Source organism: Youxingia wuxianensis (assembly GCF_014385085.1).
GTDB classification, from domain to species: domain Bacteria; phylum Bacillota; class Clostridia; order Oscillospirales; family Ruminococcaceae; genus Youxingia; species Youxingia wuxianensis.
Genome location: NZ_JACRTD010000002.1, coordinates 298516 through 312221 on the forward strand (window position 1 = coordinate 298516; position 13706 = coordinate 312221).

16 protein-coding genes are annotated in these 13706 nt (G+C 45.2%); 12 read left to right on the forward strand and 4 right to left on the reverse strand.

Annotated elements, in window-relative coordinates:
• Nucleotides 1–25 precede the first annotated feature (25 nt).
• Together spo0A and H8705_RS03715 are read left to right on the forward strand one after the other, a co-directional pair.
• Entirely contained in the window at nucleotides 26–802 is a 777-nt protein-coding gene (spo0A, locus tag H8705_RS03710) for a sporulation transcription factor Spo0A (protein ID WP_262394509.1), read from the forward strand.
• Between the two features lie 128 nt (nucleotides 803–930).
• Nucleotides 931–1104 (forward strand): DUF1540 domain-containing protein, encoded by a 174-nt coding sequence (locus tag H8705_RS03715; RefSeq protein WP_262394510.1) that lies wholly within the window; start codon nucleotides 931–933, stop codon nucleotides 1102–1104.
• A 57-nt stretch (nucleotides 1105–1161) separates the two neighbouring features.
• Here H8705_RS03715 and H8705_RS03720 read toward each other — a convergent pair whose 3' ends face one another.
• Nucleotides 1162–2010 carry an endonuclease/exonuclease/phosphatase family protein gene (locus H8705_RS03720; protein WP_262394511.1) on the reverse strand — a complete coding sequence of 283 codons (849 nt, stop codon included), beginning with the start codon at nucleotides 2008–2010 and terminating at the stop codon, nucleotides 1162–1164.
• Nucleotides 2011–2239: 229 nt separating this feature from the next.
• Here H8705_RS03720 and H8705_RS03725 point away from each other — a divergent pair, with 229 nt between their 5' ends.
• The 6 genes from H8705_RS03725 (at nucleotide 2240) to H8705_RS13775 (ending at nucleotide 7459) form a co-directional block, all read left to right on the forward strand.
• Nucleotides 2240–3211, forward strand: a complete 972-nt coding sequence (locus H8705_RS03725) for an aldo/keto reductase (RefSeq protein WP_262394512.1) — start codon at nucleotides 2240–2242, stop codon at nucleotides 3209–3211.
• Nucleotides 3212–3231: 20 nt separating this feature from the next.
• Nucleotides 3232–3573 (forward strand): Smr/MutS family protein, encoded by a 342-nt coding sequence (locus tag H8705_RS03730; protein ID WP_262394513.1) that lies wholly within the window; start codon nucleotides 3232–3234, stop codon nucleotides 3571–3573.
• A gap of 8 nt (nucleotides 3574–3581) precedes the next feature.
• Nucleotides 3582–4709, forward strand: a complete 1128-nt coding sequence (locus tag H8705_RS03735) for a DUF3810 domain-containing protein (RefSeq protein ID WP_262394514.1) — start codon at nucleotides 3582–3584, stop codon at nucleotides 4707–4709.
• Between the two features lie 136 nt (nucleotides 4710–4845).
• Complete coding sequence (guaB, locus tag H8705_RS03740) at nucleotides 4846–6318, forward strand: IMP dehydrogenase (RefSeq protein ID WP_262394515.1); 1473 nt, start codon at nucleotides 4846–4848, stop codon at nucleotides 6316–6318.
• Between the two features lie 130 nt (nucleotides 6319–6448).
• The gene (locus tag H8705_RS03745) at nucleotides 6449–7213 is read left to right on the forward strand and encodes an NAD(P)-binding domain-containing protein (RefSeq protein WP_262394516.1); all 765 of its coding nucleotides are present in this window, start codon (nucleotides 6449–6451) and stop codon (nucleotides 7211–7213) included.
• 18 nt (nucleotides 7214–7231) lie between these two features.
• Nucleotides 7232–7459, forward strand: a complete 228-nt coding sequence (locus H8705_RS13775) for a hypothetical protein (protein ID WP_449355290.1) — start codon at nucleotides 7232–7234, stop codon at nucleotides 7457–7459.
• Between the two features lie 52 nt (nucleotides 7460–7511).
• Here H8705_RS13775 and H8705_RS03755 read toward each other — a convergent pair whose 3' ends face one another.
• Nucleotides 7512–8066 carry a FumA C-terminus/TtdB family hydratase beta subunit gene (locus H8705_RS03755; RefSeq protein ID WP_262394602.1) on the reverse strand — a complete coding sequence of 185 codons (555 nt, stop codon included), beginning with the start codon at nucleotides 8064–8066 and terminating at the stop codon, nucleotides 7512–7514.
• 37 nt (nucleotides 8067–8103) lie between these two features.
• Nucleotides 8104–8877 (reverse strand): hypothetical protein, encoded by a 774-nt coding sequence (locus H8705_RS03760; RefSeq protein ID WP_262394517.1) that lies wholly within the window; start codon nucleotides 8875–8877, stop codon nucleotides 8104–8106.
• Between the two features lie 157 nt (nucleotides 8878–9034).
• Here H8705_RS03760 and H8705_RS03765 point away from each other — a divergent pair, with 157 nt between their 5' ends.
• Entirely contained in the window at nucleotides 9035–9667 is a 633-nt protein-coding gene (locus H8705_RS03765) for an HAD family hydrolase (protein ID WP_262394518.1), read from the forward strand.
• A gap of 29 nt (nucleotides 9668–9696) precedes the next feature.
• On the opposite strand, the gene ytvI is transcribed toward H8705_RS03765, so the two are convergent.
• A complete protein-coding gene (ytvI, locus tag H8705_RS03770) occupies nucleotides 9697–10761 on the reverse strand; it encodes a sporulation integral membrane protein YtvI (RefSeq protein ID WP_262394519.1) in 1065 nt (354 codons plus the stop codon).
• A gap of 280 nt (nucleotides 10762–11041) precedes the next feature.
• Here ytvI and H8705_RS03775 point away from each other — a divergent pair, with 280 nt between their 5' ends.
• Genes H8705_RS03775 through thrB form a run of 3 tightly spaced genes read left to right on the forward strand, consistent with a single transcriptional unit; the run spans nucleotide 11042 to nucleotide 13649 of the window.
• Nucleotides 11042–11476 carry an ACT domain-containing protein gene (locus H8705_RS03775; protein WP_262394520.1) on the forward strand — a complete coding sequence of 145 codons (435 nt, stop codon included), beginning with the start codon at nucleotides 11042–11044 and terminating at the stop codon, nucleotides 11474–11476.
• Nucleotides 11477–11499: 23 nt separating this feature from the next.
• Nucleotides 11500–12741 (forward strand): homoserine dehydrogenase, encoded by a 1242-nt coding sequence (locus H8705_RS03780; RefSeq protein WP_262394521.1) that lies wholly within the window; start codon nucleotides 11500–11502, stop codon nucleotides 12739–12741.
• Entirely contained in the window at nucleotides 12735–13649 is a 915-nt protein-coding gene (thrB, locus tag H8705_RS03785) for a homoserine kinase (RefSeq protein WP_262394522.1), read from the forward strand. The genes H8705_RS03780 and thrB overlap by 7 nt, the downstream gene beginning before the upstream one ends.
• The last annotated feature ends 57 nt before the right edge of the window (nucleotides 13650–13706 follow it).

A 13706-nucleotide genomic window follows, 5' to 3' on the forward strand; every position in this document is an offset into this window, starting at 1 on the left:
ATAAATTTGGAGGCGTAAAAAAAGAGTGAAAGAAAACACAAAAGTACTAATTGTAGATGGGAATAACGAATATTGCGGAAAATGTTCGTCATTACTCAAAACTTACGGCTTTGACACGGTTATCGCTCCTCGGGATGGACTGCGGGTAGCTCAGTTAGTCGGCGAATTATCTCCAGAGCTTGTGCTAATGGATATTTTCATGCCGAAACTGGATGCTATCGGAGTCATGAATGCAGTTCGTGACATGGATTTGGGGTACGCCCCGAAATTCCTTATTACTTCTACCTTCTATAATCAAATGCTGGAAAAAGAACTTATCAACGCTGGCGCGGTTTATTTCTTTTTACTGCCGTTTGATGTGGAGGTTATGGTGGAACGAATTGTTCAGATTGCAGGGACAAACTCCGGCGTAAAAGGATTTTCTGAAACTGCCGTAAAGAATGAGCCGGATTTGGAGCTGATGGTAACTGAAATTATCCATCAGATTGGAGTGCCCGCTCACATCAAAGGATATCATTATTTACGAGAATCCATTATGCTTTCTGTAAAAAATCCTGAGATCATTAACTCTGTCACAAAACTACTTTACCCAACCGTTGCTAAAAAATTTGACACCACCCCGTCGCGGGTAGAACGGGCCATCCGTCATGCCATTGAGGTTGCCTGGGATAGAGGTGATGTTGATACGCTCAACTCTTATTTTGGCTACACCATTCACAACGGGCGGGGAAAGCCGACCAATAGCGAGTTTGTCGCAATGATAAGCGACAAGCTCCGTCTTCGGCTCAAGTTAGCTGTGTAAGTAATACGTCCTAAATTTTATTTGCGAAATCACTCCTGTTTTTTATAAAACAGGAGTGATTTTTTTATTATAATTTTTGATCCCTTGGGAAAGATAATAATGAAATCTAAGAAGGAGGTTTTTTAGGTATGAACGATAATTGCAACGCTAACCATTGTATCGAGTGTACTGTTCAGCAGTGTGCGTTCCATTGTAATAACCAGAACTACTGTTCCTTGGACTGTGTCAAGATTGGAACCCATGAACTGAACCCTACTATGGATCAATGCACCGACTGCAAATCTTTTAAACTGAAGAGCTAAGAGGCCCTAATTAAAAAATATACGCCGTATATTCCATGAAATATACGGCGTATATTTTTAAACAGAATGGGCCAAGGGCATCTCCTTAAGGCGCAGAGTGGCCAGAAGGGGATAATGATCAGAAGGATATTTCCCTTCCACTGGATCGGTAATAATTTTGGAATCCACAACCTCAAATTCGTCAGAAACAAAAATATAATCAATCGGCGGCGCGCCAACCTTGATCTTCCCATTAAAATGATGCAGGGTATTTCCTACACTGCAGCAGTGCAAAGCGGAGTAAACGTCGGTCAGATGAATATCCGGGTATTCTTTATTATGTTCCCGCAGATACCGTACAGCTTTACTGTGGGGTTTGGCGTTTAGGTCCCCCATGAGAATAGTTGGCATGGGCCGCTGCTGGTTGAACTTCTGCATATACTCTAAAATGACTTTAGCGCCCAACATTCGGGCCAGTCCGCAGATATGGTCAAAATGGGTATTAAACACCCGGATGGTGCGGTCGATTTCCTTAAGATGGACCTCTGCCACTGTACATATTCTTGGAAAAAAGGCATAATATGCCCGGCTGATCTCCTCCGGATTTTTAGAAAGCCAGAAGGTTTTGATCAATCTTACGTCTGCGGAAGAATTTTTTATAATAATGTCCGAGTGCTCGTCTTTATGAGGCTTTCTGCCGGAAAAACGGCCAAAGCCCAGGATGCTGTAATCCATATCCAGCAGTTCGCCGACATCCTTTCGCATATGGGGCAGCAGCTCTTGAACGCCGATGATAGCGGCGCCGGAATCCTTAATAACTTTAGCGGCAAGACTGCGGCGGTTTGCCCATTTATTTTTGCTTCTGGTTAAAAAATCACTTTTTAAATTAAAAGAAACAATACGGATTAGATTTTCATCCTTTTGCATGATGTATCACCTTAATTGTTAATTCTGAATATAATTTTAGCACTATTTTACAAACATTTCAATGTCTTATTGTATGAAATTTATGTGTTTTATCTGTAAACTCATGGAAGAATTATTTCAAGATATTTTCAAGTAAATCTTCTAAGGTTTGCTTGTAAATTCTTGTTTTACCTTTTATAATTAAAATACGAGCATCCGATAAAAATTACTTCAAAGGGGAAGACGTCATATGAAATTTATGAATGTAAAAGCGGTTGATGGGATCATCAGAATGCCTAAAGTAGTCTGTGGAGCCGGGTCGGTACTGTTTAACGATACTATGGACCCTAAAGGTGCTTTTACTATTTTAGACCGATATATTCAGCTGGGCGGTACTGCTGTGGATACAGCGAAGATGTATGGGAAATTAGAGGACAGCGATCCGCCCCGCAGTGAAATTTTAATAGGGAAATGGATAAAAGAGAGGAAAAATCGAAAGGAGATCGTTTTAATAACCAAAGGCTGCGCTCCGGTAGTAGGAAAAGGAATTGCTCGGGTAAGCGTAGAGAATATACATAAAGATTTTACGGAAAGCCTGCAAGCTTTGGATGTGGACTATGTAGATGTGTATTTTATGCACAGAGATGACCCCCAGCTGCCGGTATCTGTAATTATGGACGCGCTGGACGAGCATGTAAAGGCAGGACAGATCCGTGCTTTGGGAGCTTCCAACTGGACAGTAGCGCGCATAAATGAAGCTAATGCTTACGCTGTGTCTCAAGGAAAAACCCCTTTCACCGTTTCCCAAATTCAATGGAGCATGGCATATGTCACCCCGGAAATTTGGCCGGATCCCACATTGGTGTGCATGAATGAGACTGAATACAAAGGGTACCTTGAAAATAAAATCCCAGTAATGGCTTTTTCTTCCCAGGCGGGAGGATATTTTGCGAAAATGGTGGCCGGCGGGGAACAACTGCTTAGTCCAAAAATCAAACGGCGGTATGACTGCGAAATTAACCGCAAACGGTTGGAAAAGCTGTGTGCATTTTGTGAAAAAAACAACGTCAGCCCAGCGGCTTTATGCGTAGCGTATATTACCAATAATCGGCTGGAAGGCGCGGCAATTATTGGAAGCTCGAAAGTTGCTCAGATGGAAGAAAGTATTCAGGGAGTAGACGTAGATTTAGATTTTGACACCTGCGACTCCTTTATAAAATAAAAGTTACATAGGAGGCAGTTATGTCAGTGGTTACGATCAATTTAGAATCCGGTATGCCCACGGTGGAAACGGCTAAAATGAAGATGAGCCAGGCATTGCGCAGCGCCAAGGCCAATCGGACCCAGGCGGTAAAGCTCATCCATGGCTATGGCTCCAGCGGCCGGGGCGGGGCTATCAAAGAAGAAGTTCGCCGCCAACTAGCCAGTATGAAACGAAGCGGAGCGATTAAAGAGTTTGTAAAAGGGGAAGAGTTTTCTCCGTTTGAAGGATGCGCCCGTCACGCGTTGGATTTATGCCCGGAACTTTCCCGGGATAGAGATTACTCCCGATGCAACCATGGAATCACTATTGTGATATTATAGGAGGGCCTATGCAGACCACAAAAATAAAAAGAGGACTGGGATCTGCTGTAAAACGTTGGTGGCCAGTATTGCTTCTAGCGGTTTCTTTTGGCCTTAGCATCCTGGCGAAAAATAATCCGGAGCTTACAGACGCCATATATTCCCAGAAAATTTATCCAGTGTTGGCGGCCATTTTTGGAGGGATAAGCTCCTTTTTCCCTTTTTCTTTGGCGGAACTGGCAGTGTGCGCTCTTCTTTTGGGTGTGTTAGTGCTGATCACTTTTGGGATAATCCGGTTGCTGAAAGGGAAAAGACCGTCGGGAATATCTGGTTTTTGGCGTTTGTTGGAACGGGTAGTAAAATTAGTGTGCATCCTATTTTCCGCTTTTTTGCTCCTGTGCGGCATGAACTATTACCGATTGGAGTTTTCCCAGTTAAATGGACTGGACGTCCATCCTTCTCCAAAGGAAGAGCTTATTGCCCTGTGTGAAGAGCTGGTCCGAAACGCCGGCGAGCTGCGGGCGGGACTTACAATGGATGAATACGGGGTAACTTCTCTTTCCAAAGGGGCTTGGGAGACTGCGGGGGATGCCAGAACAGCGGTGGCTGCGCTCAGCGAAGAATATCCGACCATAAAGGAGCTGCCCATCACCCCAAAACCGGTCATATTTTCCCGGATGATGTCCCTAATGCAGATTACCGGGGTATTTGTTCCTTTTATCTATGAGGCCAACGTCAACATCGACGCCCCGGACTATTCTGTTCCTGCTACTATGTGTCATGAGTTAGCTCATACAAGGGGATTTATGCGGGAGGACGAAGCTAATTTTATCGCTTACCTTGCCTGTCAAAACGCCGAGAACCAAGAGTTTCAGTATAGCGGCGCCATGCTGGCCCTTGTCCATTGCATCAATCGGCTATATTCTGTGGACAGGGAGGAGGCCTCCCGGATCATGGCTGGGTGCAGCGACGGAATAAAGCTGGATATGGCGGCGTCCAGCCTGTATTGGGATCAGTTTGAGGGGCCGGTGGCACAGGTATCTACTGCTGTGAACAATATATATTTGAAGGCCAACAATCAGGCGGATGGAGTGCAAAGTTATGGCCGTATGGTGGACTTGCTTCTGGCAGACCGGCGGCAAAGGCAAAAGAAATAATATGTAAGATTTATTTGGTAATTAATACGAAATTTAAGGCCCATAGCTATTGCTATTGCACACAAATAGTGCTATGATAATAAAAATATAAACGTTGTGAAGAGTAATGTGTGTGCAGTGAAGAAAGGGAGGACATATGCTTAATACCAATGTAAGTGAAAAGTTTGTAAAAGAAGGATTAACTTTTGACGATGTTTTGCTTGTTCCGGCGCGAAGCGAGGTTTCCCCTTATCAGGTGGAGCTGTCTACCGAGCTTGTAAAAGGGATCCGGTTGAATACGCCGTTTTTAACCTCTGCTATGGATACGGTCACCCGCTCAAGAATGGCGATCGCCATTGCCAGAGAAGGCGGTATAGGAATTATTCATAAGAATATGTCCATCGAAGAGCAGGCGGATGAAGTAGATACGGTAAAACGTTCAGAAAATGGCGTGATTGCAAATCCGTTTTTCCTTTCACCTGAACATTTTGTTTATGACGCAGATGAAATCATGGGCAAATATAAAATTTCCGGTGTTCCTATTTGTGAGCATGGAAAGCTGGTTGGCATTTTGACCAATCGTGATCTGCGCTTCCTAGAGGATTATGGCACCAAAATCAAAGACGTTATGACAAAAGACAACTTAGTGACGGCTCCGGTAGGTACTACCTTAAAAGACGCCCAGGAAATTCTGCGCAAACATAAAATTGAGAAACTCCCGATCGTAGATGAAAACGGATATTTGAAAGGCTTAATCACCATAAAAGATATTGAAAAAGCGGTGCAGTATCCTAATTCCGCCAGAGACACAGGCGGACGGCTTTTATGCGGTGCTGCTATCGGTATTACCAAAGATTTTATGGAGCGTGTTGATGAGCTGGTAAAATCCGGCGTGGATGTGGTCGTTTTGGATACCGCCCATGGCCATAATGTGATGATTTTTGATACCTTAAAGGAAATTAAGAAAAAATATCCCGATTTGCCGGTAATTGCAGGAAATGTGGCTACTGCTCACGCAACAGAAGATCTGATTAAGGCAGGCGCAGATGCTATCAAAGTTGGTATCGGGCCTGGTTCGATCTGTACTACCCGCGTGGTGGCTGGAATCGGTGTTCCCCAACTGACGGCGGTGTATGACGCAGCTTGTGCTGCCGCAAAATACGGCATTCCTGTAATCGCTGACGGCGGAATCAAATATTCCGGCGATATTGTAAAAGCGTTGGCCGCCGGTGCTTCCACCGTAATGCTTGGTTCGATTTTGGCGGGCTGTGAAGAATCTCCGGGCGCAGTAGAAATTTACCAGGGCAGAAGCTTCAAAGTTTACCGTGGTATGGGCTCTTTGGCGGCCATGAACGAAGGCTCCGCAGACCGTTATTTCCAGGATAATAAAAAGAAGCTGGTTCCAGAAGGGGTGGAAGGCCGTGTTCCTTATAAGGGAACGGTTTCTGACACGATTTACCAGCTGGTAGGCGGGATCCGTGCTGGCATGGGCTATTGCGGATGCAAAACGATCCCTGACCTTCATGAGCGTGCCCAGTTTATTAAAATTACTGGCGCGGGCTTAAAAGAAAGCCATCCTCATGATATTTATATTACAAAAGAAGCGCCGAACTACTCTATTAATCCGTAACTTTTCCAAAGGCCGCCTGTCTTTTTACAGGCGGCCTTTTTTGCAGTCTTTTCCATTGAAAATTTTGTTGGAAACTGGAGAAATTGATGTTATAATAAATGAAAGAAATTTAAAATGAAGGAAACCTGTAATGAAAATAGGGGTTCTTGGCCTGAATGAAAAGGGACAGATCATTTTAGAGCATCTGTTGAATAAAACCGCTCATAATATTTACGCTTATGGGTTAGATGGGACTGCAAGAGAAAGAAGCGGCGTGCACTATTGTACGACTGCCATGTTGCTTTGTGAAAAGGCGGATATCGTCCTCATTGCCTTGGATAATTCCAGTGATTTAACCGCCCTGTTTAATGCGATTGCTCCCTTCATTCGTAAGGATCAGATATTTGTCGATACTACGGATATCAGCCCGGCGATGGCGCATGCGATTGCCAATGGAGTGCGCCGGTTGGAAGGATATTATCTTGACTGCGGAATTTTTGGAGAACTGGACCAGGAGTTTGTTTTGTATATAGGCGGTTCCAGCCAAGCATATGAAAAGGCCGCTTCGCTGCTTCACTGTATCGGCCCACATAATTATTATATGGGCCCTTCTGGGAGGGGACAGGCGGTCAGAGCACTCTGCCGCAGCCTTAGCGGGCAGATTCAAAACTGTTTTGAAGAGACTGCGCAGTTGGCCCAGGCGTTTGGCATTCCATATGATTATTTTATTGGGACGCTGAGCCGATACCCGCAGATTGCCCAGCCGTTGGAGTTTTTAAAAGGGGAGGCGCTTCCGGAAGATTTGGAATCTCTGGAAATCGTCGGGGAGATGGCGCACCGCGCCGGCTTAAAGCTGGATGGCCTATATGCGGCCAAGCGGCGTCTAAGTGAAAAAAGGCGGGGCTATTTACCCTGATGCTCAAAGAGAGAAAGGATGAGAAAAAACTTCGGGATTTACTTTGGCAGAAATTATAGTGGTGCTGGCAATTTTGGGGATTTTAGCAGCGGTACTGATTCCGACAATGTTAGGTTTTGTGGACAAAAGCAAAACAAAGTTTTTAATATTACCCAAGGTACAGGCGAGGTGGAGGAGAATATCCTATCAAAGGCACTAAAAATCAGGACGGACCCAAAAACGTTTGAAGGGTTCTTCTTCCTATAAACAAACTGAATAAGGGCATAAAAGACCCGCTGCCTTTTGGCAGCGGGTCTTTTTAGATTAACTTATACTGCTGTTTTCCCTTATCGAAGATATTTTCACCAGTACAATCGGCGGCAACGATCAAAGGAAACTGCTCTACATACAGCTTTTTTACCGATTCACATCCCAGATCCTCATAAGCGATCACTTGACAGCTTTTGATGCACTGCGCCGCCAGCGCCCCGGCGCCGCCAATAGAACAGAGATATACCCCTTTGTTGCGCACAATAGCGTCATATACCTCTTTACTACGCTCCCCTTTGCCAATGGTAGCACACAGCCCTAAGTCCATAAGTGTTGGGGTATAAGGGTTCATACGGCTGGAAGTGGTGGGTCCGCAGGAACCGATCGCCATATTTTGCGGCGCAGGAGTAGGTCCCGCAAAATAAATGATCGCGCCGTTCAAATCGAAAGGAAGGGGTAAACATTCCCGAATTGCCTGCATGATCCGCTTATGGGCGGCGTCTCTTGCGGTATAAATCACCCCGGTAAGCAGCACCCGATCACCTACACGCAAATTCTGTGCCTCGCCAGCAAGCTCCTGAGCGTTTATATGATATGTCTTTATAAAAACCACCTGCTAACAATTTGTTTTATTTTATCCATCAGACTTCATGGGAACTTCCGGCAAAAAAACCCGCTTTGTCCTCCGGTTGGGAGAACAGTTGGTCTTGCTCCGGGAGAGAACCCTGCTGTGCAGCGCTTTCAGGGGTGTAGCGTTTCTCCACCTGCTTGACCACTTCCTGCATTACATCAATCCGGTCGTTGAGCACAAACAAAATTTCTTCAATCGATTTTCTAAGCCGGGTAGCGTCGCTGTTGAAGCTAGAGAGCTCAGAATAGAAATTTTTCATATAATCCTTCGCCTTTTGAGTAATTTCATCTGCTTGCTCGTTTGCAGTTTCAATGATCTTATCCGCACTCTGACGAGCCTCGATAATAGCGTCACCAATTTGATTGGAGATCTCGTCATATTTTTTACTTTTATAATCAAGACTTTCCGCTTTGAATTGAAGCTGGCGGCATCGCTCCAACTGGATTTGCATCTCCCGATCGTTATCCGAAAGTTTTTTATGCAATTCTTTATTTTGCGCATCCAACCCGGAGATCATCTCCTGCGCCTGAGAAGCCAGTTCCCGCTGTTCATCCAGCTGTTTTTGAAGCTGGGAAACCTGTTCGTTGGCCAGAGCCAGGTTTTCCTCCAATTTTTTAATATGTGCAACCTGGGAATCCTGCGCCTGGGCATAGGAATTGAGTTTTTCCGTATATTCTTCTTCAGTCGCACGAAATTGCTGGCTTAAAGTATCTATGTAAGTCAGTACGGATTTTTTGTCGAAACCGCCGAATGTGGTGGTTTTAAAGAAACCTGCGTCTGCCATAATACTACATCCTTCCCGAAAATATCTCAAGATATCATAAGTATAACATTTTTATGATCAAAAACAAAGTGGTTTTCTTTGGTTTTGCACAATATAATTTCAGGAAGAATTATGATATACTAAAGTAGTATAATGAAAGACGGGAGAAATGTAATCTATGGTAAAAGTAGTAGCGTTCGATTTAGATGGAACTCTCAGTCAGTCGGATCTGTTTATCATTCCTTGCCATCGGATCACTATGGAAAAGTATGGGATTACTGGAATTACAGACGCGCAAATTACGAATTTGATTGGTGGACTAATGGAGGATGGCAGAAAGCTGCTGTTCCCCAAGGGCACTATGGACGAATACTTAGAATATCATAAAAAATTAGAAAAATATCTTCCTCAGATGGTAGAAGAACGCGGCAGGGTATATGATGGCATTCCTGAGATGTTGGATCAGCTTCGCGAAGAAGGCTATATAACCGCGCTATGTTCCAACGGTGGGGAAGCGTATATTGACTGCGTATTAAAAAATCTCCATTTAAAGGAAAAATTTGATTTTATCCAGCACCAGGTAGTAGGCTGCAACAAATCCCAGCTTTTAAAAAGAATTAGAGACAAATACCAGCCTCAGGGAATTGTAATGGTAGGCGACCGGCATTTTGATAAAACTGCCGCTAAAGAGAATGAAGTGCCTTTTATCGGCTGTGCCTATGGCCTATATCCTGACGAAGTTACAGATGCGGATTTTTTGGCTCATACGGCAAAACAAGTATTAGAAGGAGTGAAAACCCTTATTGGTTAAAACGACAAGCGCGGAATAAAACCAATGTTTTATTCCGCGCTGTTTGTTCGGTATAGATACATTACAGTGAGGACTGCCAGAGGGGCGCATAAAAGCCCGAGGAAACCTGCGATCTGAAGGCCCGCGTACATCGCAGTGATGGTGACGATGGGATGCAGGCCGATTTGAGCTCCTACAATTTTAGGTTCTATAATATTTCGGATAATTTCGATAATGGCAAAAAGAAGCAAAAGGCCTATGCCGGTGGCCGGATGGGAACCAGCAATGAGGACAAGCCCCCAGGGAACCAGGATGGTTCCGCTTCCAATCATGGGCAGGATATCCAGCAGGGCGATGATCGCTGCTACGGAAAGCCAGTAGTCGAAGCCCAGCAGATACAGCCCTGCGGCCAATTCCAAAAAAGTAATGGCGATGATAATGATATACGCCCGCACCATACTAAATATCGTGTCTCGCATAAATTGCTGCAGACCGCTGACACGGGCTTTAAAACGCCGCGGAAGGATTTCTCTGAAAAATTTCATCACGTTTGAATAGTTAGTGCTGATCAATATGGAAATAATAAAGGTAAATACCGCCGCTATTAATATCATAGGCAGTTTTCCGGCTACCTGGGCGATACCGCCTACTACTTTGGCGGAGCCGTCGATGGCCAGCTGCTGCAGCCCGGAAGTGACAGCCTCTCCTAACGTTTCCATATGATTGGAAGCGTCCGGGGAAAAACGCTGGGCTAAGTTAAAAAAACCGTCGTTGATTTTGAGAAGCATGGGGGAGATTGTTTCCTGATAAATCTGCGGCAGCTGCAGGAATAAATCATACAGCTGTACGGCAATCACGGTAAGAAAGGCGCCCAGCAGCGCGATTCCTGAAAGATAAAAAAGGGCCACCAGCGCAGCGGCGCACACTTTTTTGTTTATATGGGAAGATTTTGAAATTTTCATAACAGCAGGGCGCAAAAGTGTGGCGATCCCAAACCCTAAAATAAAGGGGAGCAGCCAGAAAAAAACATAGCGAACCAAGAAAAAAACAAGCCCGAGTACGGCGGCGAAATAAAGAAGATTGATAAGGGAATGGACTTTGCTTTCCTGGGACAATTTTCCTTCCCCTCCTTTTCCGGTTTGTCACATTATTATGCGATAGGAAAGGGCGGTTATGACTGGTGAATTGCTGGCAGGCCAGCGGTCATTTTTTAGGAAAGGCTGGGAAATATGCCCCCAAAGGGAAAAATAAAACTAAAAATAGAAGTTTATGTAGAATTCACAATAGAATCGTGCAAATTATACAAATATGAGGCAAAGTGACACTGTACATTGACTGCAGAATATGATATAGTGTATTCATATGCAATACAAAAGTATTTGAGAGGTGGACAGAATGGCCGATGCTCCTAAATTTTTATTGGTGAATTCTCAGGTGCTTCCTGAGGTGTTCGACAAAGTTGTAAAAGCAAAAATGTATCTTGCCCGGGGGAAAGCCAAAAGTGCCTCCCAAGCAGCGCAGATGGCTGGGATTTCCCGCAGTGCTTTTTATAAGTACAAAGATTCCGTATACACCTATGAGGAACGTATGAGCGAGAATCTGATTACCTTCGCTTTTACGCTGGAAGATCGCCCGGGGGTATTATCCTCCCTTTTAGGCGAATTTTATAAAGCGGGAACGAATATCATCACAGTCAATCAGAATATTCCGGTGGACGGGGTGGCCATGGTGTCTATTTCTGTACGAACTGGAACGTCCAGTCTTTCTCGGGCAGAATTGCTAGGTCTGCTGGATGGACTGGACGGCGTTGTAGAAATAAAGACAATCTGAGTGAAAGAAGGGAACAGGCAACCATGATTAACATTGCTGTGTTGGGTTATGGAGTAGTAGGCTCCGGCGTAGTGGAAGTTTTTTATAAAAACCGGGAGAGCATCCAGAAAAAGGCCGGACAGGAAATGGAGATCAAATATATCTTAGATGTAAGAGACTTTCCTGACAGCCCATATAAAGATAAATTTGTAAAAGATTTTGATATTATCGCAAACGATGAAAGCGTAAAAGTGGTAGCTGAGGTGATCGGCGGCATTGAACCCTCATATACCTTTGTAAAAACCTGCCTGGAAAAGGGCAAAAGCGTAGTTACTTCCAATAAGGAGCTGGTGGCGTCCAAAGGCGCTGAACTGCTGGCAGTGGCGAAAGAGCATCACGTAAACTTCTTTTTTGAGGCCAGTGTAGGCGGCGGGATCCCCATTATCCGTCCTCTTCATATGTGCCTTGCCGCCAATGAGATTGTGGAGATTGAAGGAATTTTAAACGGTACCACCAACTTCATTCTAACCAAAATGATCCGGGAAAATATGTCTTTTGAAGCGGCGCTTAAGATGGCGCAGGAACTGGGATATGCGGAACGCAACCCGGCGGCGGATATCGAAGGGCATGACGCCTGCCGCAAAATTTGTATTCTGGCGTCGCTGTCCTTTGGAAGCCATGTGTATCCGCAAGATGTGTATACCAAGGGAATTACTCAGATTACCCCGGAAGATGTGGCTTATGCGGAGAGCTGCGATAGTGTGATTAAATTGATCGGCCGAGCCAAAAAAATGGAGGATGGACGGATTTCCGCTATGGTATGCCCCATGTTTGTCAGCCATGAAAGTCAGCTTTCCACCGTAGACGATGTATTTAACGGAATTTTAGTGAAAGGCGACGCCACCGGCGACGTAGTATTTTACGGAAAGGGCGCAGGCAAGCTGCCTACTGCCTCCGCTGTGGTAGGGGATATTGTAGATTGTGCCAAAGCTACAGACACCAGTACCTCTCTTCATTGGGAACCTTCTGAGGGCAAAAATGTGGTGGATAAAAGCGAAAATGAAACCGCTATGTATCTGCGAGTGAAATCCGATGAGGTCAAGGTATTGGATGTAGCGAGAAAATTGCTGGGGGATATCCGAGTACTTTCCCGAGAAGGCCAGCCATCGGATGAATTTGCCTTTATTACCCCGATTGCCAAAGAAGCGGTGATTGACGCTGCGATTTCCAGGCTGGAAAGCATGGGAGCGGAGATTTTAGGCGAGGTTAGAATACTGGAATGTTAGAAAACGCGGCGAAAAGGATAAAAATAAAAATTCCCGCAACCAGCGCCAATATTGGTCCGGGTTTCGATTCTATCGGCCTTGCGGTGAATTTATATAACTATGTGATTATGGAACCATGGGACGGAATTGATATCGCCGCTTTGGACGGGATAAAAATACCAACGGATGAAACCAACCTAATTTATACTACGGCAAAACATTTGTATGAAATTTGCGGGGTAAAATTTACCGGCATGAAAATCCGACAGGTCAATAACATTCCCTTTGCCAGAGGCCTGGGAAGCAGCTCCGCTTGTATTATCGGCGGACTGAAAGGGGCGAATACCCTGTTGGGGAATTTAGTGGAGGACGACCAGCTGATCAATATCGCCGCGTCTATTGAAGGTCATCCGGACAACTCTACTCCAGCGCTGACAGGCGGGCTGGTGACCTCAGTAATGGATCAGGGAAGAGTTTATTATGTGAAACAAGAGATCAAAAACGATCTTCATTTTGTAGCGATTATTCCGGATTTTGAACTGAAAACCTCTCGGGCGCGGGCTGTGCTTCCGGACATGATCCCAAGAAAACACGGGGTATTTAATCTTTCCCGCGCCGCGTTGATGTCAGTATCTTTGTACAGCGGAAATTACCAGAACTTACGGGTAGCGGCGGACGACCGGATACACCAGCCTTACCGGTTAGGACTGATTTCCCATGGCAAAGAAGTTATGGAGCACTGCTATCAATTGGGGGCGTACGCCGCCTTTATCAGCGGCGCCGGCTCCACGCTCATGGCGATCGTAGACGCCAAAAAAGAACAGTTTGCCCAGCAGATGATATTTTGGCTGGGAGAAGAGGGGCTTTCAGGCTGGCAGGTGCATACACTGGAAATAGATAATGTAGGAACTGTGGTAGAAAGCGAATAACACCAGGTTGTGTTGTTTGTTGCCATACAGAGGGAAGTTCCCTCCCGCGCTCAGGCG